At 62.6% G+C, this 24,784-nt stretch carries 24 protein-coding genes and 1 pseudogene; 20 read left to right on the forward strand and 5 right to left on the reverse strand.

The features are described 5' to 3' along the window. The first annotated feature begins 21 nt into the window (after window positions 1-21). The 18 genes and pseudogenes from F8N80_RS19440 to F8N80_RS19525 all read left to right on the forward strand — a co-directional run bounded on the left by F8N80_RS19440 (window position 22) and on the right by F8N80_RS19525 (window position 15,845). Window positions 22-873, forward strand: a complete 852-nt coding sequence (locus F8N80_RS19440) for an ABC transporter ATP-binding protein (RefSeq protein WP_150784501.1) — start codon at window positions 22-24, stop codon at window positions 871-873. A 39-nt stretch (window positions 874-912) separates the two neighbouring features. Continuing rightward, window positions 913-1,914, forward strand: coding sequence for an ABC transporter substrate-binding protein (locus tag F8N80_RS19445; RefSeq protein ID WP_150784502.1), 1,002 nt, complete (start codon window positions 913-915; stop codon window positions 1,912-1,914). A 28-nt stretch (window positions 1,915-1,942) separates the two neighbouring features. After that, entirely contained in the window at window positions 1,943-2,719 is a 777-nt protein-coding gene (locus tag F8N80_RS19450) for an ABC transporter permease (protein WP_064678597.1), read from the forward strand. Next, entirely contained in the window at window positions 2,716-3,483 is a 768-nt protein-coding gene (locus F8N80_RS19455; RefSeq protein ID WP_191632949.1) for an SDR family oxidoreductase, read from the forward strand. The genes F8N80_RS19450 and F8N80_RS19455 overlap by 4 nt, the downstream gene beginning before the upstream one ends. A gap of 13 nt (window positions 3,484-3,496) precedes the next feature. Next, entirely contained in the window at window positions 3,497-4,060 is a 564-nt protein-coding gene (locus F8N80_RS19460; protein WP_150745680.1) for a cupin domain-containing protein, read from the forward strand. A 4-nt stretch (window positions 4,061-4,064) separates the two neighbouring features. Continuing rightward, on the forward strand, window positions 4,065-4,949 hold the full coding sequence (locus F8N80_RS19465) for an alpha/beta fold hydrolase (RefSeq protein ID WP_150745679.1): 885 nt from the start codon (window positions 4,065-4,067) through the stop codon (window positions 4,947-4,949). Further along, window positions 4,946-5,782: an IclR family transcriptional regulator gene (locus F8N80_RS19470; protein WP_150745678.1), complete on the forward strand. Its 837-nt coding sequence runs from the start codon at window positions 4,946-4,948 to the stop codon at window positions 5,780-5,782. The genes F8N80_RS19465 and F8N80_RS19470 overlap by 4 nt, the downstream gene beginning before the upstream one ends. Before the next feature lies 1 nt (window position 5,783). After that, window positions 5,784-6,581, forward strand: a complete 798-nt coding sequence (locus F8N80_RS19475; RefSeq protein WP_150784503.1) for an SDR family oxidoreductase — start codon at window positions 5,784-5,786, stop codon at window positions 6,579-6,581. Further along, window positions 6,574-8,256, forward strand: a complete 1,683-nt coding sequence (locus F8N80_RS19480) for a thiamine pyrophosphate-binding protein (protein WP_150784504.1) — start codon at window positions 6,574-6,576, stop codon at window positions 8,254-8,256. The genes F8N80_RS19475 and F8N80_RS19480 overlap by 8 nt, the downstream gene beginning before the upstream one ends. Window positions 8,257-8,266: 10 nt before the next feature. Continuing rightward, window positions 8,267-9,070, forward strand: a complete 804-nt coding sequence (locus F8N80_RS19485; protein ID WP_150784505.1) for an aspartate dehydrogenase — start codon at window positions 8,267-8,269, stop codon at window positions 9,068-9,070. 10 nt (window positions 9,071-9,080) lie between these two features. After that, window positions 9,081-10,577: an aldehyde dehydrogenase gene (locus F8N80_RS19490; RefSeq protein WP_150784506.1), complete on the forward strand. Its 1,497-nt coding sequence runs from the start codon at window positions 9,081-9,083 to the stop codon at window positions 10,575-10,577. After that, window positions 10,574-11,539: a VOC family protein gene (locus tag F8N80_RS19495; protein ID WP_150745673.1), complete on the forward strand. Its 966-nt coding sequence runs from the start codon at window positions 10,574-10,576 to the stop codon at window positions 11,537-11,539. Before F8N80_RS19490 ends, F8N80_RS19495 begins: the two co-directional genes overlap by 4 nt. Before the next feature lie 18 nt (window positions 11,540-11,557). Continuing rightward, window positions 11,558-11,644, forward strand: a pseudogene (locus F8N80_RS32215) (hypothetical protein); the annotation flags it as partial. 1 nt (window position 11,645) lies between these two features. Then, the gene (locus tag F8N80_RS19500; protein WP_150784507.1) at window positions 11,646-11,873 is read left to right on the forward strand and encodes a recombinase-like helix-turn-helix domain-containing protein; all 228 of its coding nucleotides are present in this window, start codon (window positions 11,646-11,648) and stop codon (window positions 11,871-11,873) included. A gap of 21 nt (window positions 11,874-11,894) precedes the next feature. Then, window positions 11,895-12,929 (forward strand): aromatic ring-hydroxylating oxygenase subunit alpha, encoded by a 1,035-nt coding sequence (locus tag F8N80_RS19505; protein WP_150784508.1) that lies wholly within the window; start codon window positions 11,895-11,897, stop codon window positions 12,927-12,929. Beyond that, entirely contained in the window at window positions 12,926-13,078 is a 153-nt protein-coding gene (locus F8N80_RS19510) for a RidA family protein (protein WP_191632950.1), read from the forward strand. Before F8N80_RS19505 ends, F8N80_RS19510 begins: the two co-directional genes overlap by 4 nt. Before the next feature lie 3 nt (window positions 13,079-13,081). Further along, window positions 13,082-14,041: a PDR/VanB family oxidoreductase gene (locus F8N80_RS19515; protein ID WP_150745670.1), complete on the forward strand. Its 960-nt coding sequence runs from the start codon at window positions 13,082-13,084 to the stop codon at window positions 14,039-14,041. Between the two features lie 574 nt (window positions 14,042-14,615). Continuing rightward, window positions 14,616-15,845 (forward strand): hypothetical protein, encoded by a 1,230-nt coding sequence (locus tag F8N80_RS19525; protein WP_150784509.1) that lies wholly within the window; start codon window positions 14,616-14,618, stop codon window positions 15,843-15,845. Window positions 15,846-15,888: 43 nt separating this feature from the next. On the opposite strand, the gene F8N80_RS19530 is transcribed toward F8N80_RS19525, so the two are convergent. Further along, window positions 15,889-17,565 (reverse strand): MFS transporter, encoded by a 1,677-nt coding sequence (locus F8N80_RS19530; protein ID WP_150745668.1) that lies wholly within the window; start codon window positions 17,563-17,565, stop codon window positions 15,889-15,891. A gap of 435 nt (window positions 17,566-18,000) precedes the next feature. Between F8N80_RS19530 and F8N80_RS19535 the strand changes: the two genes are divergently transcribed. Continuing rightward, window positions 18,001-19,716: an amidase gene (locus F8N80_RS19535; RefSeq protein WP_150784510.1), complete on the forward strand. Its 1,716-nt coding sequence runs from the start codon at window positions 18,001-18,003 to the stop codon at window positions 19,714-19,716. Between the two features lie 242 nt (window positions 19,717-19,958). On the opposite strand, the gene F8N80_RS19540 is transcribed toward F8N80_RS19535, so the two are convergent. The 4 genes from F8N80_RS19540 to F8N80_RS19555 are packed head-to-tail and all read right to left on the reverse strand — an operon-like array spanning window position 19,959 to window position 23,545. After that, window positions 19,959-20,813: a sugar phosphate isomerase/epimerase family protein gene (locus F8N80_RS19540; protein ID WP_150745666.1), complete on the reverse strand. Its 855-nt coding sequence runs from the start codon at window positions 20,811-20,813 to the stop codon at window positions 19,959-19,961. A 1-nt stretch (window position 20,814) separates the two neighbouring features. Further along, window positions 20,815-22,056 (reverse strand): NAD(P)/FAD-dependent oxidoreductase, encoded by a 1,242-nt coding sequence (locus F8N80_RS19545; protein ID WP_150784511.1) that lies wholly within the window; start codon window positions 22,054-22,056, stop codon window positions 20,815-20,817. A gap of 18 nt (window positions 22,057-22,074) precedes the next feature. Continuing rightward, window positions 22,075-22,395 carry a MocE family 2Fe-2S type ferredoxin gene (locus F8N80_RS19550; protein ID WP_150745664.1) on the reverse strand — a complete coding sequence of 107 codons (321 nt, stop codon included), beginning with the start codon at window positions 22,393-22,395 and terminating at the stop codon, window positions 22,075-22,077. A 37-nt stretch (window positions 22,396-22,432) separates the two neighbouring features. After that, entirely contained in the window at window positions 22,433-23,545 is a 1,113-nt protein-coding gene (locus F8N80_RS19555; protein ID WP_150745663.1) for a fatty acid desaturase family protein, read from the reverse strand. A 182-nt stretch (window positions 23,546-23,727) separates the two neighbouring features. Here F8N80_RS19555 and F8N80_RS19565 point away from each other — a divergent pair, with 182 nt between their 5' ends. Next, window positions 23,728-24,777, forward strand: a complete 1,050-nt coding sequence (locus F8N80_RS19565; protein WP_150784513.1) for a substrate-binding domain-containing protein — start codon at window positions 23,728-23,730, stop codon at window positions 24,775-24,777. The last annotated feature ends 7 nt before the right edge of the window (window positions 24,778-24,784 follow it).

Genomic DNA, 24,784 nt, shown 5'->3' on the forward strand with positions numbered 1-24,784 from the left:
AACAGACCAGAGACCCTTCCCATGGCTGTGAACGAGATGTACGCCGTCGCCCCTCAATGGACCAAGCCCGCTCCCAAGGACAATCCGGAGCCCACCGAAATTGAATTCCGCAATGTCGGCAAATGCTTCCCGGCCAAGGGCAAGTCCGAAGCGCCATTCGCCATTCGCGAGGTGAACTTCAAGATTCGCCGCGGTGAAGTGGTGTCGATCATCGGCCCTTCCGGTTGTGGCAAGAGCACCATCCTGAATATGGGTTCCGGGTTGTATCGCCCGACCGAAGGCGAAGTCTTCGTCGGTGGTGAAGCCGTTACCGGTCCGGTCCGCCAGGTCGCCTTCATGCTGCAAAAAGACCTGCTGATGCCGTGGCGCAGCATTCGCCGCAACGTCGAACTGGGCCTGGAAATCCAGGGTGTGCCGGCCGCCAAGCGGCAGGCCGTGGCCAAAGATCTGCTCGATCGCTGCCACCTGCAAGGTTTTGCCGACCACTACCCCTTCCAGTTGTCGGGTGGCATGCGCCAGCGTGCTGCCCTGGCTCGCACCCTGGCCATCGATCCGCAGGTGCTGTTTCTCGACGAACCGTTTTCGGCCCTGGATGCGCAGACCAAGATGATCCTGCAACAGGACATGGCGCGGATGCTGTTCGACGAAAAGAAGACCGCGCTGTTCATCACCCATGACCTGATCGAAGCCATCGCCATGTCCGACCGGTTGCTGGTCATGAGCGCCCGCCCCGGCACCATCATCGAAGAAATCACCGTCGACCTGCCGTTTCGCGACAACCCGCTGGAGCGCCGCAAGCTGCCGGAGATCGGTCCGCTGGCCGGTCGCCTGATGGAACTGCTGAAAGTCGGCGAAGACACCGAACTGCATTGATCAACGCCCTTGTGGCCATCAACCTTTTCAGGAGTACTCATGCTCAAGTCTCTGTTTCAACGCTTCAGCCAGGCCAGCGCCATTGCGCTTGGCCTGGGCATGGCACTCGCTGCCCAGGCACAGTCGACCGACGTGACTTACTTGTTGCCGGCGCCGCCGAACCTGCCGGCGTTCGCGCCGTGGATCATTGCGCAGCAAAAGGGTTACTACGCCGCCCAGAACCTGAACATGACCTTCATCGCGGCCAAGGGCGGTGTGGACGTGGCAAAACAGATCGGTGCGGGTAACGCCATGCTCGGTGGCGCCCTCGGTGACACGCCGATTGTGGTACGGGCCAACGGAATTCCGGTGCGCAACGTCGCGGTGCTGGGCGCCGGCGGCGTCACCATGATTGCTACCAACGCGGCGCAAAACATCAATTCGATCACCGACCTCAAAGGCAAGACGGTGACCGTGATGTCCTACTCCGACACCACCTACTACGCCTTGCTCGCCTCCCTGCGTAAAGCCGGCCTGAGCAAAAACGATGTGAACATCCAGGCCGCCGGGCCCGCCGGTGTCTGGCAATTGTTCTCGGCCGACAAAGCCGTGGCGATGGCCAGCGTGCCGGACTGGGTGATCAACGCCGAAGAAGCCGGGGTGAAGATCAAGCTGATTCCGCAAGCGCAGATCTTCGAAAGCATGGCTCAGTCAATCCTCGCCTCCGACGATGCCATCAAGCATCACCCGGACATTGTTCGCGGCACGGTCCAGGCAACCCTGCACGGTATGCGCGACATCATTGAAGACCCCCGCGCGGCCGCCGTGACCTTTGCCAAGGCTGTTCCCGCCTATGCCGGCAAGGAAGATTCGCTGGAGAAAATCTTCAAGCTCTACGTCGAGCACGTCTATGCCAACCAGACCGTACTGGGCCGCATCGATCCGGTGCGCCTGGAAGCGGTCCGCCAGTTCTATGTCAGCGAAGGCATCGTCACCCAGGAGCCGAAGCTCGACGAACTGTACACCAACCAGTTCATCGACACCCAAACAGCCGCGCAATGACGGCCAGTGACAACAAGGTACCGACACGATGAAAAACCTCAATAACTCCATGCTCGGCAGCGTCGCCCTGCTGATCCTGTTCCTGGTGCTCTGGCAATGGGGCCCGGGACTGCTCGGCATGCCCGAGTTCGTCATGCCGCAACTGAGCCGCGTGGCCCAGGAAAGCGTGGTGATGTGGCAGACCGGTGGCCTGCTGCAGCACACCTTGATCACCGCGTTCGAGATCATTGTCGGCTTCGGCCTGGGCGCCCTGCTCGGCGTGGCGATCGGCGTGTCGCTGGGCCTCTCGCCTGCCGCCGAGGCCATGCTGTCGCCGTACATCCTGGCGCTGCAGATCGCGCCGAAAGTCGCCTTCGCCCCGCTGTTCGTCATGTGGTTGGGCTACACCATTTACCCGAAGATCCTGATCGCGATCCTGATCGTGTTCTTCCCGGTGATGATCAACGTGCTGTCGGCGATCCGCACCGTGGACCCGGACATGATCAACCTCGTGCGGACCATGAACGCCAGCCGCTGGCAGATCTTTCGCCTGGTGGAGTTTCCTTCGGCCATGGCCGCGTTGTTCTCCGGCTTGCGCATTGCCTCGACCCTGGCCGTGATCGGCGTCACCGTCGGTGAGCTGGTCGGCGGCAACCAGGGCTTGGGCTTCCTGCTGGTCGATGCCGAAGGCCAGGGCAATACCGCGGGCGTATTCGTCGCCATCGTCATGCTGACGCTGATCGGTGTACTCGCTTACGGCGCGGTGGTCTGGGCCGAGAAACGCATTCTGCATTACATGCCAAAAGCCATGCTGAGTACTCAATGATGACGACCCTCACTCGTTTGCTCGAAGGCCGTCGCGTGCTGGTCACCGGTGGCGCCCGCGGCCTGGGTTACGCCTTCGCCCAGGCCATCGGCCGGGCCGGGGCGCAAGTGGTGATCGCCGACATTCTCGCCGAGCGCGTGCAGCAATCGGCCGCCGAACTGGTCGCTGAAGGCCTGGTCGTGCATGGCGTGACGGTTGACCTTGCGCAACCGGATTCGATCGACGCCTGCATCGCTGAAACCACCCGCTTGCTCGGTGGGTTGGACGGTCTGGTCAACAACGCGTCGATCACCAATTCCGGCGGCAAGACCTGCGAAGAGCTGAGCCTGGACACCTGGGATCAGGTGATGCAAGTCAACGTGCGCGGCACCTGGCTGATGACCAAAGCCTGCCTGCCGGCCCTGCGAGCCAGCGGTCATGGTGCCATCGTCAACCTGGCGTCCGACACCCCGCTGTGGGGCGCGCCGAACCTGCTGGCCTATGTCGCCAGCAAGGGCGCGATCATCGCCATGACCCGCAGCCTGGCCCGCGAACTGGGCGGCGACAACATCACGGTCAATGCCATCGCGCCCGGCCTGGTGCTGGTCGAAGCCACCGCCTACGTGCCTGAAGCCCGCCACCGTTTGTACAACGATCAACGGGCGATTCAGCGCCCACAACTTCCCGAGGACGTCAGCGGCGCCGTGCTGTTCGCGCTGTCCGACCTCGCCCGTTTCATCACTGGACAAACCCTGCCGGTCAACGGCGGGTTCGTCATGCCTTGATCAGGAGACTGCCATGACCGATCTATCCGCAAACTTGAATGCACACGCTTCTTCAGAGCAGGCCACTGCGAAAAGCTGGGAACAACCCGCCGGCAGCGACCTTGAAAGCTGGATGCAAACCCGCATCGCCCGCTACGAAACGCGCAAGTACGACTGGAACGCACTGAAATTCCAGGCCGACTACGACCCGAAATTCCGCCGCGCGCAAATGCGCTACATCGGCACCGGCGGCACTGGCGTGAGCAGCGACATGAACACCATCCCGTCGGAGAACTTCACGTTTTCCACCATGGTGATTCCGGCCGGTCACGAAGGCCCGCCGCACCTGCACACCGACGTTGAAGAAGTGTTCTTCGTGCTGCGCGGCAAACTCAAGGTGGTGATTGAAAAGGACGGCGAGCGTTTCGAAACCATCCTCACCGACCGCGACGTGATTTCCGTGCCGCCCGGCGTGTACCGCGAAGAGATCAACATCGGCGATGAAGACGCGTTGATGTGCGTGATGCTCGGCGCGAAAAAACCAGTCACCCCAACCTACCCGCCAGAACACCCTCTGGCCTCGATCAAGCGCGGATAAGCCCATGTTGCACGCCATCGACACGCTCGTCCCGCCGCTCACGGCTGACCTCCAGGCCCAGCTGGCGCTGCACTTTCCCCAGCGCACGCTGGAGCTCGCAGGCGCCCGCCAGGCCGTGCGCGAATGCGGGGCCGGGCCGGCCATTGTGTTGTTGCACGGGATCGGCTCGGGTTCGGCGTCGTGGCTGCAGGTGGCGCTGGAGCTTGGCCAGAGCGCCCGGGTGATTGCCTGGGACGCTCCCGGCTACGGTGATTCCACTGCGCTCAGAGCCTTGGCCCCCGACGCTTCGGACTACGCCGAACGGCTGCTGCAGATGCTCGACGCCCTGGACCTCCAGCGTTGCGTGCTGGTGGGTCACTCCCTCGGCGCGATGACCGCCACCGCGTTCGCCAGCGGCGTGCATCAGCAGCGGGTCAGTCGATTGGTGTTGATCAGCCCCGCCCAGGGCTACGGCCATCCATCGCGCGCCTTGCAGCGCCAGGAAGTACGCAACAAACGCCTGCGTGCCCTGGATCAACTGGGCATCCAGGGCATGGCCGAGCAACGCAGTGCCTACATGCTCTCGCCCAACGCCAGCCCGAAGGCACAAGCCTGGGTGCAGTGGAACATGGCCCGGCTCAATCCCGATGGCTATCGCCAGGCCATTGAACTGCTGTGCGGCGATGACCTGCTGCGCCACGCCCCGCTGTCGATGCCTTGCGAAGTACATTGCGGCGAAGCCGACGGCATCACCGCGCCCGAAAGCTGCCTGACCCTGGCCAAGGCCCTGGGCGGCACGTTCAACCTTATTGCCGATGCCGGGCACGCCAGCCCCATCGAACAACCTTGTGTGGTGGCGGGCCGTCTGGCCTGCGCCATCCAACAATCCCTGACAGGTGCATCGCTATGAACGATTCAGATCTGCTGAAGGACGCTCAGGACAAATACATCGTGCCGGGCCTGGAGCGCGGCCTGCTGCTGCTCTGCGAGTTCAGCCGGCGCAATCGCACGCTGACCGCGCCGGAACTGGCCCGGCGTCTGGCGCTCCCGCGCTCGACGATTTTTCGCTTGCTGACGACCCTGGAAACCATGGGGTTCGTCACCCGCAGCGGCAATGAATATCGCCTTGGCATGTCGGTGCTGCGCCTGGGCTTCGAGTACCTGGCCTCGCTGGAACTGACCGAACTCGGCCAGCCGCTGCTGGCCCGCCTGTGCGACCGCCTCAACTACCCGAGCAACTTGGTCGTGCGCGACGGTCGCTCGATCGTCTACGTGGCCAAGGTCTCGCCGCCGTCGGTGTTCTCCACCGCGGTGAACGTCGGCACCCGCCTGCCCGCCCACGCCACGGTCCTGGGGCGCATTCTGCTCGAAGACCTGTCACTGGCCGAGTTGCGCGAGCTGTACCCGGAAGATCACCTGGAACAGTTCTCGCCCTGCACGCCAAAAACCGTGATGGAGCTGTTCGACATGGTCCAGGCCGACCGTCAGCGCGGTTTTATCAGCGGCGAGGGCTTCTTCGAATCAGCGATCTCGACCGTCGCCGCACCGGTACGCGATCAATCCGGGCAGATCGTCGCGGCCTTGGGCGTGACCATTCCGACCCCCCAGATCGCCCACGTCAATTTCAACGAATTGCTTCTGCAAGTGCGGCGCAGCGCCGACGAACTGTCGCGGTTGCTCGACTACAACAGCGCTGCCGGCCACGACGGCCAGCACCGCGTGACCGCCCTGATGAGGGATTGAGATGAGTCTCTATCAACTGCAAGACAGCACGGCAATCGTGACCGGCGGCTCCTCGGGGATTGGCCTGGCCTGTGTCGAGTTGCTGCTCGAAGCCGGCGCCGCCGTGGCCTTCTGCGGTCGCGACGCAGATCGCCTGCGCAGCGCCGAAGCCGAGTTGCGCCAACGCTTCCCCGAGGCGCGGTTGCTGGCCCAGGTGTGCAACGTGCTCGAGGCCGACTCGGTCAACGCTTTTGTCGCCGCCAGCCTGGCTGCACTGGGGCCCGCCAGCGTGTTGATCAACAACGCCGGACAAGGTCGGGTCTCGACCTTCGCCGACACCACCGACAGTGCCTGGACCGAAGAGTTGAACCTGAAATTCTTCTCGGTGATCAACCCGGTTCGTGCCTTCAAGGCGCAGCTGCAAGGCCAGGCGAACGCCGCCATCGTCTGCGTCAATTCATTGCTGGCCAGCCAGCCGGAGCCGCACATGGTCGCCACCTCGGCCGCCCGCGCCGGGGTGATGAACCTGGTGCGCTCGATGGCCACCGAATTTGCCGTCGATGGCATTCGGGTCAACGGCATCCTGATCGGCCTGGTCGAGTCCGGGCAATGGCGCCGACGTTTCGAAGCCCGCGAAGAACGGGAGCTGGACTGGAGCCAATGGACCGCCCGCCTGGCTCAACAAAAACACATTCCCTTGGGGCGCCTGGGCCTGCCGATTGAAGCGGCCCGCGCGATCCTGTTTCTGGCCTCGCCTCTGTCGGCTTACACCACAGGCAGCCATATCGATGTTTCCGGAGGCCTGTCCCGCCATGCGTAATGAAAATACTGTCACCGTTGGCGCTGCCATCACCGCATTTCTCGAGCAATGCGAGGTCAAGGCCGCGTTCGGCGTGATCTCGATCCACAACATGCCGATCCTCGATGCGTTCGCCGTACGCGGCAACATCCGCTTCGTCATGGCCCGGGGTGAAGCCGGCGCCACCAACATGGCCGATGCCTATGCCCGCACCACCGGTGGCCTGGGCGTGTGCCTGACGTCCACCGGCACCGCCGCCGGTAACGCCGCCGGGGCACTGGTCGAAGCACTGACCGCCGGCACGCCGCTGTTGCACATCACCGGGCAGATCGAAACGCCGTACCTGGATCAGGAGTTCGCCTACATCCACGAAGCCCGCGATCAGCTGACCATGCTCAAGGCCGTGTCCAAGGCCGCGTTCCGTGTACGCAGCGTCGAAACCGCACTGAGCACTATGAAGCTGGCCGTGCAGACCGCCCTGACCGCACCGACGGGACCGGTCAGCGTGGAAATCCCGATCGACATCCAGTCGACCTTTATCCCGATGCCGACCGACCTGTCGCCGCTGCCGATTCCGGTGGCCGTGCCCGCACCCGAAGCGCTGGACCTGGTGGCGGAGCGCCTGGCCAGTGCCACCCGTCCGCTGTTGTGGCTGGGCGGTGGCGCGCGGCATGCGGGCCCGCAAGTCAAACGCCTGCTGGACATGGGCGTCGGCGTGATCACCTCGACTCAAGGTCGCGGCGTGGTCAACGAAGATGACGAGCGCTGCCTTGGGGCGTTCTCGCAAAACAAACTGGTCGAACACTTCCTGCAAAGCTGCGATGCCCTGCTGATCGCCGGTTCCCGCCTGCGCAGCAACGAGACCTTCAAGTACGCGCTGAAGCTGCCGCGCAACACCTTGCGCATCGACGCCAACCCGGCCATCGAAGGTCGCAGCTACAACAGCGAGCTGTTCATCTGCGGTGACTCGGCGCTGGCCCTCGAAGGCCTGGCGGACCGTCTCGAAGGTCGCTTGCAGATCGACCCGACGTTCCTCGCCGAACTCAAGGACGTGCGCGAAAAATCCCGCACGCAACTGATCGCCGACCTCGGCCCATACTCGGCCATGGTCGAACAGCTGCAAGCCATTACCGGGCGCAATTTCAGCTGGGTGCGCGATGTCACGCTGTCCAACAGCATCTGGGGCAACCGCCTGCTGACGTTGTACCACCCACGCGCCGGCGTGCATGCCCTCGGCGGCGGCATTGGCCAGGGCTTGTCGATGGGCATCGGCGCGGCAGTCGCCGCGGCGGAAACCGCGCCTGAGCGCAAGGTCTTCGCCCTGGCCGGTGACGGCGGTTTCATTCTCAACCTCGGTGAGCTGGCGACCCTGGTGCAAGAGAACGCCAACGTGGTGATCCTGCTGATGAACGACCAGCGCTACGGGGTGATCCGCAACATTCAGGACGCGGTGTATGGCAGTCGTCACTGCTACGTCGACCTGCACACGCCGGATTACTCCAAGCTGGCCGAATCGCTGAACCTGCGCCATGGCCTGGTCACCGACCTGAAGGACTTCGGCAAAGTCGTCGACGGTGCGCTGGCGCAACCCGGTCCGTTCCTGCTGGAAGTCGACATGCTCGCCGTCGGCAGCTTCGCCACCCAGTTCGCCGGTCCGCCCAACAGCGAAACCAAAGCGCAGAAAGCCACGGCTTGAGGACTTCGTCATGTTGCACATCACCATGATCGGCTGCGGCGCCATTGGCGTCGGCGTGCTCGAACTGCTGGAGAAAGACCCGCAGTTGTGCGTCGACTACGTCATTGCCTCGGCCGGTTCCGAAGAGCTTGTACGTCAAAGGCTGGCCAGTTTCAAACAACCGCCGCAAGTGCTGACAGCGCTGCCGGCCGATGCGCGCCCCGACCTGTTGGTCGAGTGCGCCGGTCACAAAGCCATCGAAGAACACGTGCTGCCCGCGCTGGAGCGTGGCATCGCCTGCCTGATCGTCTCGGTCGGCGCGCTGTCCGAAGTCGGCCTGGTGGAGCGCCTGGAAGCGGCAGCCGAACGCGGCCAGACCCGCATCGAATTGCTGCCCGGCGCCATCGGCGGCATCGATGCCTTGTCGGCGGCCAAGGTCGGCGGCCTGGACTCGGTGAATTACACCGGACGCAAACCGGCGCGCGCCTGGAAAAACACCCCGGCCGAACAGGCCTTTGACCTGGACAGCCTCACCGAAACCACGGTGATTTTTCAGGGCAGCGCCCGGGAAGCGGCCCGCCTCTACCCGAAAAATGCCAACGTCGCCGCGACCCTGTCGCTGGCCGGGCTCGGCCTGGATCGCACCCAGGTAACGCTGATCGCCGACCCGCTGAGCGAGGAAAATGTGCATCACTTCGAAGCCCGCGGCGCCTTTGGCGGGTTCGAACTGAGCTTGCGTGGCAAACCGCTGCTGGCCAACCCGAAGACCTCGGCGTTGACCGTCTACAGCGTCGTCCGCGCCTTGGGCAACCACGCCCACGCGATTTCGATTTAAGGGACAGCCAATGACTCTCGAACAGACTTTACCCATCTGCATTGCCGGCCAATGGCGCCTGGGCCGCGGTGAGCGCTACGCCACCTGCTACCCGGCCACCGGCGAGGCCGTTGCCTGGCTCAACGCCGCCAGTGTCGAAGACGTGGAAGACGCCGTGCAAGGTGCGCATCAGGCGTTCTTGCATAGCGGCTGGGCCCAGCGCAAACCCCACGAGCGGGCCAGCGTGCTGTACCGCATCGCCGAACTGATCCGCTCACGCAGTGAAGAACTGGCGCAGCTGCAGCGCCAGGACAACGGCAAACCGATCAACGAAACCCGTGCCCTGGTGGCCAGCGCGGCCGGCACCTTCCAGTTCTTCGCCGCGGCCTGTGAAACCCTCGAAGAAACCATCACGCCGTCCCGTGGTGATTTCGTCAGCATGAGCGTCTACGAGCCGATGGGCGTGATCGCCGCGATCACCCCGTGGAATTCGCCGATTGCCAGCGAAGCGCAGAAGGTCGCTCCCGCTCTGGCGGCCGGCAACGCGGTGGTGATCAAACCGGCGGAAATCACCCCGCTGATGGCCTTGCAACTGGCGCGCATCTGCGAAGAGGCCGGGCTGCCGAAAGGTCTGCTCAGTGTATTGCCGGGCAAGGGTTCGCTGCTCGGTGATGCCTTGACCCGTCACCCGCTGGTCAAGCGCGTGTCGTTCACCGGTGGCACCAAAACCGGCAAACACATCGCCCACATCGCCGCCGACAAAATGATGCCGGTATCACTGGAACTGGGCGGCAAATCGCCGACCATCGTCCTCGATGATGCCGACCTCGATCACGCGGTGGCCGGTGTGTTGTATGGCATCTTCAGCTCTTCGGGCGAAGCCTGCATCGCCGGTTCGCGTTTGTTTGTCGCCCGCTCTCTGTACGAGCCGTTCATGGCGCGTCTGGTAGCAGCGGCGGCCGAGCTGCGGGTCGGTGATCCGGCGGATGAGCGCACGCAAATGGGCCCGCTGATCAGCGCCGGTCATCGCGAGTCGGTGGAGCGCTACGTTGCGCTGGGGCTCGCTGAAGGCGGACGTCTGCTGCTGGGTGGCAAGCGTCCCGGCGGCGGCGTTTACGACCAGGGTTACTACTACCCGCCGACCATCCTCGAAGGCTTGAACAACAGCCAACAGGTGTGCCAGGAAGAGATCTTCGGCCCGGTGCTGGTGGCCATGCCGTTCGATGACGAAGCGCAATTGCTCGAGCAAGCCAACGACAGCCTGTACGCCCTCGCCGCCGGGATCTGGACTCGCGATTACAAGCACGCCTGGGCCCTGGGTCGAAAAATCCAGGCCGGTACGGTGTGGATCAACACCTACAAACAGTTCTCGATTTCCACCCCGTTCGGTGGCTGGCGTGACAGCGGCCTGGGCCGTGAAAAAGGGCGCCTCGGCATCCTGCAGTACATGGAACAGAAAAGCCTTTATTGGGGCATGAATGAACAGCCACTGGCCTGGGCCGGTGTGCAACGGGAGGCTGGATTATGAGCGTTTCAGGCATTGATGAAGTCACCTACGGCGTCGAGGACCTGGACACCAGCGCGCGGTTCTTCAGCGACTGGGGCCTGAGCAAAGTCAGCGAACAAGCGGACGAGGTGATCTTCGAAACCCTCAACGGCTGCCGCGTGGTGCTCGCCGACATCAACAAGGCCGGGCTGCCGCCGGCCATCGAAGCCGGTTCGACCGTGCGCGAAGTGGTCTGGGGCGTGGAAAGCGAGGCTGACCTGAAGCTGTACAGCGAGCGCATCGCCAACGATCCCGGCTTCATCGAAACTGACGGACGCATTGGTTGCACCGACCCCAATGGCCTGGCGATCCGCCTGCAAGTGACCCGCAAGCGCGAACTGCAGATCGAGTGCAGCGGGCACAACACCTGGCAAACCAAGGGCCGGATCAACAAGGCCGCGCCGATCTACGACCGCGCCACGCCGATCGAAGTCGGGCACGTGGTGTTCTTCGTCAAGGACGTCAACGCCTGCGAAGCCTTCTACCACGAGCGCTTCGGCTTCCAGGCCTCGGACCGCTATCCGGATCGGGGCGCGTTCCTGCGCACCGCCGAAGAAGGTGGTCATCACGACCTGTTCATGCTGCAACTGCCCGCCCCTCGCGCCGGCCTGAACCACGTCGCCTTCACCGTGCGCGATGTGCACGAAGTGTTCGGCGGCGGCATGCACATTTCCCGCCGCGGCTGGGCCACGGAAATCGGCCCCGGCCGGCACCCGGTGTCGTCGGCATTCTTCTGGTACTTCAAGAACCCGGCCGGCGCGCTGGTCGAGTACTACGCCGACGAAGACCAACTGACTGGCGAATGGCAGCCACGCAGCTTTGAACCCGGCCCGACGGTATTCGCCGAATGGGCAATTGCCGGCGGCATCGATGGCAATACCCGTCGCCAGCAAAACGTCGAAGCACCGCAGGGCAAGTTCCTTACCGACAAACCGAAACCCTGAGCGGACACGAGCATGAGCGTGTTCAGCACTGAGGTGTTCCCGACGTACGATTTTATTCCCGTGCGCGAAATGATCCGCGAACGGGTACGCAATGGAGGTCAATGAGATGAGCAATACCGAACCCTACCTGGAGCCGCATCAGGCCCGTAAACGGCCCAACACCCCGTTCGAAGAGTTGCTGGGCGACTCCATCGAGCGCGCCTTCGGCAATGGCGTGACCGAGCTGCCCGACCTGCTCGCGCACCTGAACCGGGCCGGGCCGCCCTGCCCGCTGACCACCGGCGAGTGGACAGTGGATGCCTATAAAACCCTGATGGCTCGGCTGGGCGAATGACCCGCCGGAGGACAATAAGAAATGAACATGAATACAACCGTCGATCCTGTTGAAAACCTCTTGGCCAACGGCTTGAAGAACCTGTGGTTTCCGGTACTGCCCTCCGATCAGCTGGGTGAAAAACCCGTGTCGATCCGTCGCCTGGGCTACAAGATTGCCCTGTGGCGCGACAATGACGGCAGCGTGCATGCCCTGGAAGATCACTGCCCGCATCGCGGCGCGCCGTTGTCCCAGGGGCCGGTGTTGGGTGACCGCCTGCAATGCCCTTATCACGGCGTCGAAGTGCGCTGCGATGGCACCGTCACCAAAGTCCCCGGCAGCCCGGGTTGCAAACTCGAAGGCAGCCGCCCGACGCGGATGTTCCACACCCGTGAAGCCGCTGGCGCGATCTTTCTCTACAACGCCGCCGACCCGCACGAGGACACCCCGCCGGAACTGGTCCTGCCCGAGCAACTGACCTCCCCGCAATGGAGCAGTTTCCTGTGCTACGCCGAGTGGCAAGGCGATTACCGCTATGTCATCGACAACGTCATGGACCCGATGCACGGCACCTACCTGCACAAGATGTCGCACTCAATGAGCGAAGGCGAAGCCACGGCCAAGTTCGTCACCCGCGACACCGACCATGGTTTTTTCTTCGAGAAGGAAGGCCAGCGCGGGGTGAATTTCGACTGGACCGAATTCATGGACAACAGCTGCCACTGGCTGCGCCTGGAAATCCCGTACCCGAAAACCGGCGGCCCCGGCGGCAACTTCACCATCATCGGCAGCTACACGCCGAGCAGCCGCTCCTTGTCGGCGGTGTTCCACTGGCGTTGCCGTCCACTCACCGGCTGGCAGCGCGACACCTGGCGCTTCCTCTACAAAAATCGCCTGGAAGCACGGCACTGGGCGGTGCTGGAACAGGATCGGGTGCTACTCGAATTCATGGAACCGGACGCCAACCAGCGGGAAAACCTGTACCAGCATGACCTCGGTGTGGTGCGCCTGCGCCGCTACCTGAAAAATGCGGCCAAGGCCCAGCTTGAGTTTATTGACGCGAAGCAGCTGCCATGAACGCGCGGCGTGACCGCTTCGTCGGACAAGCGCTGTTCCCGACCGCCACGCGGGTTGAAGTGAGCGCGCTGGTGTTTCCTGAACTGTGGGTGGAGATTGAGGCCGGCGCGCGTCTCGATCTCGATTTGCGAACTGTCGAAAAGAGGTGACCGATGTCCAATTCCTCCCCCCTCACCGCGCTCGTGCATACCCTGCGCTATGAAGCCGAAGGCATCATCAGTGTCGAGTTGCGGCCGTATGGCGACACCGTGTTCGCCCCGTTCGAAGCCGGTTCGCACATTGACCTGCACCTGCCCAACGGGTTGGTGCGCAGCTACTCGTTGCTCAATTCGCCGAGCGATCGCGGCCGTTACGTGGTCGGCATCCTGCGCGATCGCAACAGCCGTGGCGGCTCGGAATTTGTGCACGGCCAATTGCGCGTCGGCATGCAGCTGCCGATCTCGTCGCCGCGCAATAACTTCCAGCTCGACCTCAGCGCCAGACACAGCGTGCTGGTGGCCGGTGGCATCGGCATCACGCCGATCTACTGCATGTTCCGCCAACTGCTGGCGCTGGGAAAATCCGCCGAGCTGATCTACTGCGCCCGTTCACGGCAGGAAGCCGCGTTGGTCGAAGAACTCAGCGGCCTGAGCGCCAAGGTGGTTTATCACTTCAACGACGAAAAAGGCATGCCACCGGACTTGAGCGCCTACCTGGCGGGCCAGCCTGGTGACACGCATTTCTATTGCTGCGGACCGACGCCGATGCTCGATGCCTTCGAAAGCACCTGCGAAGGCCTCGGTTATCCCCATGCCCATATCGAGCGATTCGCGGCGGCGGAATTGCCGCCGTCCACAGACGCGCAGAGCAGTTACAGCGTCGAGCTGAAAAAAACCGGCAAGACCCTGTCGATCGAGCCGGGCTTGAGTTTGCTCGACGTGTTGCTCGAGGCAGGTTGCGACATTGAATACAGCTGTCGTGAAGGGGTGTGTGGTTCGTGCGAGACACGGGTCCTGGAAGGTGATGTCGATCATCGCGACGGCGTGCTGACCAAGGCCGAGCGTGCGGCTAATAAATCAATGATGGTCTGTGTGTCGGGTTGCAAGAGTCGCCGCCTGGTACTCGACTTATAACCGCCGTTCTATTTCATCCATTAAACAGGCCGACCATTTTGTCGGCCTTTTTTTTGGGGCATTCACCGGCTTGGAAGCCACCTCATTTTCCAGCTTGGGCACGTTCTCCTTGTAGGAGCGAGGCTTGCCCGCGAAGCAGGCGCTGCGGTGCATCTGTTAGACCGCGTTATCGTTCTTCGCCGGCAAGCCAGGCTCCTACAGGTATTGCGTTATCTGTGTTTCCCCGTGAGAGGCCTTTTTATGCAAGTCGAGTAAGGGCGCACACATAACGTGCAGTTTCGTTACTCCTTGAGGCCCACGTTCCACGGGCAATACAAAGAACTGCGTTTCCCATATAAACAATTGTTTTTACTGGATTTTATTCGGAAAAAAACACCACCCAACAGTGGCATGGTTTCTGCTCTATTCCCCTCAAGTTCATAGGTCAAACGCCGTATCACCTACGAAACACTCAAGACAAAAACGCACTCCAATACCGCAACACTCGAAGTCATTCGCCCATTGCCACTTTCAAGGCAAGCGAAACAGTGTTGCCGGTCACTTTGTAGCGCTCAATATTGCAGGGGAAGTGAGCATGAAGAATTACGTGATATGCCTGGGGCTGATGATGAGCAGCTGCGTCAGTTTCGCCGGCGAACCCGGCCCTGCCGCGCCCGTGACCTCGGCTACCGGTAAAAAGCCCTTCCCGCACATCGCCTGGCGCAGCGATGATGGCCAAAGCAGCCTCGACATCGGCGGCGCCCTGCGCACCAATTACCGCGACGAGCATTGGGACACCACCGAAAACAATGGTCGGTTTCTCTTCGACACCTTCCGCATCGACGTGCAGGCGACCTACAAAAACCTGTTCAGTGACGTCGGCTACTGGTTCCAGGACGACGGCAAACGCTCCATCGACCGTGGCTTCGTTGGCTACCGCATCAACAGCCAATCAAACCTGCAACTGGGCGCGCCATTCAAGCCTTTCGGTCTCGAACCCTACCCGCAATTCGGCTGGAGTTATCACCTGCCCTTCTTCATGGGGTATGGCGTCAGCGCCGGGTCGGGTTTGAAGTACAGCTACAAGGACAAGGACTGGGACCTGCAACTGGGGTATTTCCCGCGCATGATGCCCTCGGACATTCGCTACTCGCCGGAAGTCGGACGCTACGCCGACCTCAAGGACAATGCGATCCCCTTCACCCAGTCGCGCCAGGACAACGAGAAGCACAACCAGATCAACGCCCGCGTCGCGCGAACCTTTGTCAACGACGGCTGGAAAGCCGAGGTCGGGGCATCGGTGGCCGCGGCCCAGCTGTACAACGCCACCACCCGGGACGACGGTGATTACTGGGCCGGCGGCATTCACGCCGTGATCAATGCCGGCCAATGGACCGTCAGCACCCAGGGCATCCGCTACGAGTACGACCCGAAAAATCCGGCCGGCGTCAGCAACGATTCGGTGCTGATGGGTGGCAACGGCCTGACGCCCGCGTACCTGATCGCGTCCAAGGCAACCATCGCTTCGCTGAACATTGGCTATGACATTGCGACGCCGAAGCTGGGGCAATTGAAGAAGATCAAACTGTACAACGACTACAGTCGCATGATGAAAGACCAGAGCGGTTGGGACGATTCGCAGATGTACACCGTCGGCGCACAATTTCTGGCGATGCCGATCATGGCATGGGTCGACCTGACCTGGGCAAAAAACGCCAACCCCTACGGCGGTGCGGAAAACGGTACCGGCTTTACCAATACCAGTTCGATCGGCAGCAACGAGTGGTACTACCGGACCAATATCAATATCGGGTACTACTTCTGATGCGCGTTGCCCTCTCCCCCGCGGGAGAGGGCAACCGCCAACCTCAGGTGTGACGAATGTCCCGATCCTTGGTTTCCGGCAGGAAGAAAATACCCAGGATCGCCGTCATCACCGCGATGATGATCGGGTACCACAGCCCGTAGTAGATATCACCCGTGGCCGCGACCATGGCGAATGCCACCGTGGGCAGGAAGCCGCCGAACCAGCCGTTGCCGATGTGGTACGGCAGCGACATCGAGGTGTAGCGGATGCGCGCCGGGAACAGTTCCACCAGCCAGGCGGCGATCGGGCCGTAGACCATGGTGACGTAGATCACCAGGATGGTCAGGAGCAGCAGCACCATCGGGTAGTTGGTCTTGGCCGGGTCGGCCTTCTCGGGGTAGCCGGCTTCCTTGAGCGAGGAGCCGAGGGTCACGACGAAGGCGTCGTTCTTGGCCTTGAAGTCGGCGGCCGGCATGCCGGTGCCCTCGAAGCTCTGGATGACTTTGTCGCCGATGCGCACCTGCGCAATGGTGCCCGGCTCGGCCTTCACGTTTTCATAGGGGATGGCCCGCTTTGCCAACACGGTCTTCGCCAGGTCGCAGGAACTGGTGAATTTGGCCTTGCCCACCGGGTCGAACTGGAACGAGCACTGGGCGGGATCGGCAATCACCGTGACCGGGTTCTTCGCCTGCGCGGCGAATACGTCAGGGTTACCGTATTGGGTCAGCGCATGGAAGATCGGAAAGTAGGTCAACGCCGCGAGGATACAGCCGGCCATGATGATCCCTTTGCGGCCGATGCGATCGGACAGGCTGCCGAATATGACGAAGAACGGCGTACCGATCAGCAGCGAGCCGGCGATCAACAGGTTGGCGGTCTGCGGGTCGATCTTGAGCGTCTGCAGCAGGAAGAACAGCGCATAGAACTGCCCGGTGTACCAGACCACGGCCTGGCCGGCAGTGCCGCCGAGCAACGCCATGATCACTATCTTGAGGTTGTCCCAGCGAGCGAAGGATTCGGTCAGCGGCGCCTTGGAAGACTTGCCTTCGGCCTTCATTTTCAGGAACACCGGCGACTCGCTGAGTTGCAGGCGGATGTACACCGAGACGATCAGCAACAGGATCGACAGCAGGAACGGAATCCGCCAGCCCCAGGCCTCGAAGGCTTCAGTGCCGAGGATGGTGCGGCAGGCAAGAATCACCAGTAGCGAAAGGAACAGGCCGAGGGTCGCGGTGGTCTGGATCCACGAAGTGAAGTAGCCGCGCTTGCCCTTGGGCGCATGTTCGGCCACGTAGGTCGCCGCACCGCCGTACTCACCGCCCAGGGCCAGGCCTTGCAGCAGGCGCAGGGTGATCAGGATGATCGGCGCTGCCACACCGATCGTCGCGTAGCCGGGCAGGAAGCCGACGATGGCCGTGGAGATACCCATGATCACAATGGTGATGAGGAAGGTGTGCTTGCGCCCGATCATGTCCCCCAGGCGACCGAACACGATGGCGCCAAAGGGGCGTACGGCGAAGCCCGCGGCGAACGCGAGCAGCGCGAAGATGAACGAGGTTGTCTCGTTGACCCCGGCGAAGAAATGCTTGGCGATGATCGCGGCAAGCGAGCCGTAAAGGTAAAAGTCGTACCACTCGAACACGGTGCCCAGGGACGAGGCAAAAATGACCTTGCGCTCCTCCTTGGTAAGCCCGTGGTGGGGCGCGCTGCGCGCCGTTGCATTGTCGATTGCGGGCATAAGTATTCTCCGTCTTTGTTGTTATTTATAGGCCGGAGTACCCCACTACCTTCTTGCCGCACCCTGGCCCTGGGGCTGATGTCATCGGATTATGGATTGCGCAAAGCATGCACACAGGTGACGGCCTTGCATCGCTGCAAGGTTTCCTGAAGCATAATCGGCTTCGCGCAGATATCCACTCGCCAAAAGCAGTTACTTGCCCGACCATTACCCTTTTCAGCCAGACGCCCACACTGGGGGCAGAACCCTTACACCGACTCCCGGGCCTGGTGTTAAATAGAACGCTCAGGTCGTAAGCCCAGCCCCTGTCGCGTAATGCAATGCAACGAGAACCGTTATGAGCAACCTTTTTGACAACAGTAATGTCCTTGCCTCCAGGATCCGGCGTGATGAAAACACTCGCGGCCTCCCCCTTCTGCAGCCGGTGGTAACAGCATGATCGAAGTCACCGAAGTCTCCATTGCCGAACTGCGTGCGGCGCTCGAATCAGGCCGGACCACCGCGGTCGAACTGGTCCAGGCCTACCTTGCCAGGGTCGACGCCTATGACGGACCCGACACGCCCACCGCCCTCAACGCGGTCGTGGTGCGCAACCCCGCTGCACTCGAGGAGGCCCGGGCGTCCGATGCCCGTCGGGCCAAGGGCGAGACCCTGGGTCCGCTCGATGGCATCCCCTATACGGCCAAGGACAGTTATCTGGTCAAGGGGCTGACAGCAGCCTCTGGCAGTCCGGCATTCGCCAACCTGATCGCCTATCGCGATGCGTTCACCATCGAACGGCTGCGCGCCGCGGGTGCGATTTGCCTGGGCAAGACCAATATGCCGCCCATGGCCAACGGCGGCATGCAGCGCGGGGTCTATGGCCGAGCGGAAAGCCCGTACAACGCCGATTACCTCACCGCCCCCTTCGCCTCGGGCTCGTCGAACGGCGCCGGGACTGCCACCGCCGCCAGTTTCGCGGCCTTCGGCCTGGCTGAAGAAACCTGGTCGAGCGGCCGCGGGCCTGCGTCGAACAATGGCTTGTGTGCCTACATACCGTCGCGGGGGGTGATCTCGGTGCGCGGCAACTGGCCATTGACCCCGACCATGGACGTTGTGGTGCCGTTTGCCCGAACCATGGCGGACCTGCTCGAGGTGCTCGACGTGGTGGTCGCGGAGGATCCCGACACCCGGGGCGATCTGTGGCGGATGCAACCCTGGGTACCGATTCCGAGTGTCGCCTCGGTGCGCCCCGCCTCCTATGCATCGCTCGCGGCGAATAGCGCTGCGCTCGCCGGAAAACGCTTTGGCGTTCCGCGCATGTACATCAACGCCGATCCCGAAGCCGGCACCGCGGATGCGCCGGGTATCGGCGGTCCGACCGGGCAGCGGATCAACACCCGCCCTTCGGTGATCGGGCTCTGGAAAGAGGCGCGCCAGGCACTGGAAGCTGCGGGGGCCGAAGTGCTCGAGGTCGATTTCCCGATGGTCTCCAATTGCGAGGGTGATCGGCCGGGTGCGCCGACGGTGTTTACCCGGGGCCTGGTGTCCAAGGAGTTCCTGCATCATGAATTGTGGGATCTGACGGCCTGGGCGTTCGATGATTTCCTGCAAGCCAATGGCGATCCAAAACTGAATCGTCTGGTCGATGTCGACGGGCCGCTGATTTTCCCCCACGACCCGGGGACCCTGCCCAACCGCGAGGGCGACCTTGTCGCGGGCATGGACGAGTATGTGCGGATGGCCGAGCGCGGCATCACACCCTGGGACCAGATCGCCACGGTGCCGGATGGCCTGCGCGGGCTGGAGCAGACCCGTCGAATCGATCTGGAGGACTGGATGGATCGGCTGGGACTCGATGCAGTGATTTTCCCGACGGTAGCCGACGTTGCGCCGGCGAATGCCGACGTCGACCCGCAGTCTGCGGATATCGCCTGGAGTAACGGCATCTGGGTCGCCAACGGCAACCTCGCCATCCGCCACCTGGGTGTGCCCACGGTCACTGTGCCGATGGGCATCATGCCCGACATCGGCATGCCGGTCGGGCTGACGTTTGCCGGTCGTGCGTATGACGATTCGACGTTGTTGCGTTTGGCTGCGGCGTTTGAGTCGACGGGGGCGAAGCGCTTGATTCCACCTAGGACCCCGCCATTGGCGGGTAGCAAAAAGTAAAAAGTCGCCCAGGCGCTCTGGCCCGCATCCATTCAAAATAATGTGGGAGCGGGATTGCTCCGGGCGGCATTCCGATGAAAGCGATTTGTCTGTCACTGCGATGTTGATGGGGCCGCCGTCTTCGCGAGCAAGCCCGCTCCCACAAGGGATTGCGGGTACCTGGGAGGTATGGGCATGGCTCCGGCCCACATTGGATCTTTGCCGGATTCGGGATTTGTGTGCGCCCTTGCAGCGCCGGGGCCTCAGAGTCTGCGAGCCTCTAAAGCCCGTGCCTGGCAATCTCTCCACAGCTCGCGGATCAAATCCTTGAGCATCAGCGCCTCGGCCCAGCGGTCAGTGATCTCTGCGCCATCGGCCCCCGTGATGGCATAGGGTGGCGGACCGAGTTCGCAGGTAAAGGACAGGCTGGCGGGCGTATTCGGTCGCGCCAGCCAATCCTCGATCCCATAGCGCCACCAGCCAAGAAAACGCTCCAGCCAGGGACGATGCCGGGCGAAGCTCAACGCCACCTGAACCTGTTCGCAGCTGGCGACACGGCCATGAAACCCCCAACTGTGGCGCAGGATGGTCTGGATCTGCCGGTCATCCTCCGCAGCGGCCGGCTCCGGCAGTTCGCGGCCCACGACATAGTGGGACAAGTCGGCCAACAGCTTGAGGTCGGGCATTTCAGCGAGAATGTCGAGGGTGAACAACAGGTCGCTGGTGAGGCGATAACGGTGGGTTTCCAGGAGGATCGGGAAGTCCACCTGCTCGGCCAGGCGCTGCCAGCCTTCGATCAGTTCGATGGCCTGCGCCAGCGTGCGCGGCCTGACGTCGGCTTGCAGCGTGAGGTGGTGGCAGCCATGGCGGGACGCAACATCGATCGCCGCCGCCAGATCATCCACGGTGCGCGGGAACACCTGTCCCTCAATCTGCAAGCCCTGCGCCTTGGCGGCGCTGCTCAGGCGTGCGGCATGCTGCCCGACCCAGAAATGGTCGGTGATGCCGTCGAAGCCGGCGGCGGCGATCTGTTCCAGCTGTGCTTCTATGGAAAGGTCGCATTGGCCGCGGTGATCCTGCATGGCCCAAAGCGACTGAAATACCAGGAATTCACGCATGTCAGCTCCGTAGTAATTGTTTGAGCGGCACATCGGCGTCGGCCAAAGCGTCTACCGAAAGCGGATTGGGGTGAGCGATCAGCCGCTCGCAGAGCTTGATGTCCCTGGCGATGCTATTGCCTTGCCCCCAGCCGCAGGCGCCTTGCAAACGCTGCTCGGCATCGAGATAGAACATCAGGAAACCGCCCCCCGAAGTTGCCCGGCTCGCCGTGGGTTCTGTGTTTGAAATCACCCCCACCGTCTGCAACCCCCAGTCGTACTGATCGGACCAGAAACCGGGAATGACCTCGAAGGGCAATTCGCCGCCCAACAGATTCAGCGCGGCGTGGCGGCCCTGGGCTTCGGCGTTGCGCCAGGTTTCCTGGCGCTGGAAAACCCCTTGCGGGTGCAAGCGAAACTCACAGACATCGCCCACTGCAAAGATGTCCGGCGCGCTGGTGCGCAGTTGGGCATCGACGCGAATGCCCTGGCCGACTTCGAGCCCTGCGGCCGCGGCCAACTCAATATTGGGTTGCATGCCGATACCCACCACCACCAGATCGCAGGGCAGCAGCTGGCCGTCGACCAGTTGCACCGATTCAACCCCAGTGGTGCCCTGCACCGCCTCGATGGCCACGTTCAGCCGCACATCCACGCCCTGGCTGCGATGCAACGCCAGCAGGACACTGGACAGTCGCTTCGGCAGGACCCGGCCCGCCAGGCGCGGACCTGCCTCGAGCAAGGTCACCGTGCAGCCCAAGGCGCGAGCGGTGGCGGCGACTTCGAGGCCGATGAAGCCGCCCCCGATCACCACCAATCGAGTGCCGGGCTGCAGCGCAGTACGCAGTGCAAGCGCCTCGTCATGGGTGCGCAGATACAGCACATTCAACAGATGCCCGGGCACCGAGGGCAGCCGTCGCGCCCTGCCCCCGGTCGCCAGCAGCAAACCGGCGTACTGCAGCCAGCTGCCATCGGCCAACTGCAGACGATGCTGCTGCGGATCCAGGCCTTGCACCGGGTTACCCGCCAGGTGTTCGATGTCCAGTTCGGCGAGCCGGGCGCTATCGCACAAGCTGTAGCCCGCCAGATCCATCGTGCCCTGCAACAGTCCCTTCGACAGCGGCGGACGTTCATAGGGCGCGTGGGATTCGTCGCCTATCAGGATCAGGCGACCGCGATAACCTTCGTCGCGCAAGGTCAGCGCCGCGCGGCCACCCGCATGCCCGGCGCCGACGATGACCAGTGGAGCATTGGCAGAATTCATGGCTCGGACTCCGTGCTGTCAAACGCTGATGGCGAGCAGCACACGACCCGCCTCGACCCGGACCTGATAGGTCTTGAGGTTGACGCACACCGGTGCGCCGAGGGCTTTGCCGGAGCGGTAGTCGAATCGTCCGTTGTGCTTGGGGCACTCGATGACATGCTCCATCACCAGGCCATCGGCGAGGTGGATGGATTCGTGGGTGCATAGCCCAGCCGTGGCGAAAAACTCGCTGTCGGCGGAGCGGTACACGGCATAGGTGTGCTGTCCATGGTCGAAACGAATGACGTCTTCTTCATTTATCTCGCCCACGGCACATACATCGATCCATTGCTCGGTCATGGCGTTTTCTCTTGTCGGGGGTACAAACAGGACGGTGTCAGGCCGGTGTGACTTCAGCTTGCGCCTGGACGGTTGCGGCAGGCTCGGCGCGCGGTGGCAAAGGCCGACGGACGAAATACGTCGGGTCTTTGCGCTGCTTCCAGATGGTCGGGATGATTTCCTTGAAGGCCTCGAACAGACTGGTATAAGGCGGCGGGCAGTCGCGGCGGATCTCCTCGTGAAGCTGCGCCAGTGCATGAAAAGGCACCATCGGATACATGTGATGCTCAAGGTGATAATTCATGTCGAGGTACATGAAACGCAGCACCGGGTTCATGTAGATGGTGCGGCAGTTGCTGCGGTGATCGAGCACGTCCTCAGCCAGGCCGACATGCTGCGTCAGGCCGAACAGGTAGGACAGCCAACCGCCATAGAGCGTCGGCAGACCGATGAACATCAGCGGCAACCAGCTCTGCAGGTACAGCGCAGTGCCCACGACCAGCCCGTAAATCACCAGCCAGACGCGCGCATCCCGCACCACTTTGGGCCACTCGGATTCGGGGATGAACGTCTGCTCTTCCTCGCCCATCCGCCCCAGCGCATGCCTGCAGACAGACTTCATGGTGTGCCATGCGTAAGGCATTCTGAACAGGCTCAGGACCATATTGATCAGGCTCGGCGGACGGGGTTCGACGATCTCCGGATCGCGGCCGACGATGATGGTGTCGGTGTGGTGCCGCGCATGGCTCCAGCGCCAGACCTGGGGTTCGAACATGAACATGAAGCTCGACAGCTGGTAGATCGCGTCATTCATCCAGCGGGTCTTGAAGGCCGTGCCGTGTCCCGTTTCATGCCAGCGCGCATTGGACGCCGTGCCATAGAGCAGCCCGTAGACGAAGAAGAACGGAACGCAGGCCCAGGAGCCCCAAAACCAGTAGCCACCGAAGCCGGTCACTACCATCGCCGACAGCCAGATCGCGGTATCGCGCAGGGCCGGGCCGTCGCGGCGCTGCATCAGTTCCTTCATGCGTTTTCGGGAAATGGGCGATTGGTACCAACTGGCCGATACCAGGCCTTTTTCCGCCGCCCTGGCGGCTTCGGGGCCGGTCAATCGATAATCCCGAGGCCCGGGTTTACCTTGGTGTTCAAAGGCTGCGTTTCGTTCAGGCATTTTATTATTCTCCGCAAGCTTGATGGTTTGAGTCACTTGCCTGGATGCGGGGTGGCATCGCTGGAGAAAATATAGAGAGCGCGCAAATCACCCTCAAGCCCTTGAATACATTCCCTATCAAGCTATCATCCAGGCCCAGCAAGGCTTGATAGTTTTCTATCAAGGCGTTTTCGGGACCCACCATGAACAACAATAAACGCCCCACCATCGCCACCGTCGCCGAGCACGCGCGCTTGAGCGTGGCCACCGTGGACCGGGTACTCAACGCCAGGGCACCGGTCAGCCCGGCCACCGCCGAACAGGTGTTCCAGGCCGCCGAAGCGGTCGGTTATTTCGCCGCCCGGCTGATCGGCCAGCGGATCCGCGAACGTCGTCCCAGCTATCGTTTCGGCATCCTGCTGCTCGGTACCGCCCAGGCGTTCTATGGCAATCTTGCGGCCGCCATCACCGAGGCCGCGCAGCGACACGCCGGCGCCAACCTGAGCTGTCGATTTGAATATGTGTTCGATCGCACACCCAGCGCCATCATTGCCCAGATCGAACAACTGGCAGTGCAGTGCGATGGCCTGGCGGTGGTCAGCTTCGCGCACCCGCTGATCAACGCCGCCATCGCTCAGATCAGAGAGGCCGGCGTACCGGTGATCGCGCTGCTGTCGGACATCGATGAGACGGCGAGCGAGCCTTATGTCGGCCTGGATAATCATGAGGTCGGACGCACCATGGGCTGGCTGCTCGCTCACACCTGTGGCGCCCGCAAAGGCAGCATCGGCGTCCTGCTCGGCGGCCACCGCTTTCTCGGCCACCAGGCCCGACTCGATGGCCTGCACAGCTACCTGACGAAGCACGCTCCGGGGTTGCGGCTACTCGATGCGGTGATCAACATGGACAACTGCGACGTCACCGAAGAAGCGACCCTGGAACTCCTGGCGCGCCATGACGACTTGCGCGGGCTGTGCGTGGTCGGAGGGGGCGGCGACGGCATCATCAGCGCCCTGGCGCAGTTGCCGAAGCGACCGTCGCTGTGCTGTATTTTGCAGGAGTCGACCGAACTGTCGCGCCACGCCCTGGACCAGGGCTTGATCAGCCTGGTCATCGACTCCCAGCCACGCCTGATGGCGACAGCACTGGTCGACTTGCTGGTCGAGCTGCAGACCTCGCCGGCGTTCGACCCGCTACGGCATCGAATCCATGTTCCGTTGCAGATCATGACCTCGGAGAACGCCCGGGCCTGACACGGTG

It is taken from the genome of Pseudomonas fluorescens, assembly GCF_902497995.1.
In the GTDB taxonomy this organism is placed as follows: domain Bacteria; phylum Pseudomonadota; class Gammaproteobacteria; order Pseudomonadales; family Pseudomonadaceae; genus Aquipseudomonas; species Aquipseudomonas fluorescens_BK.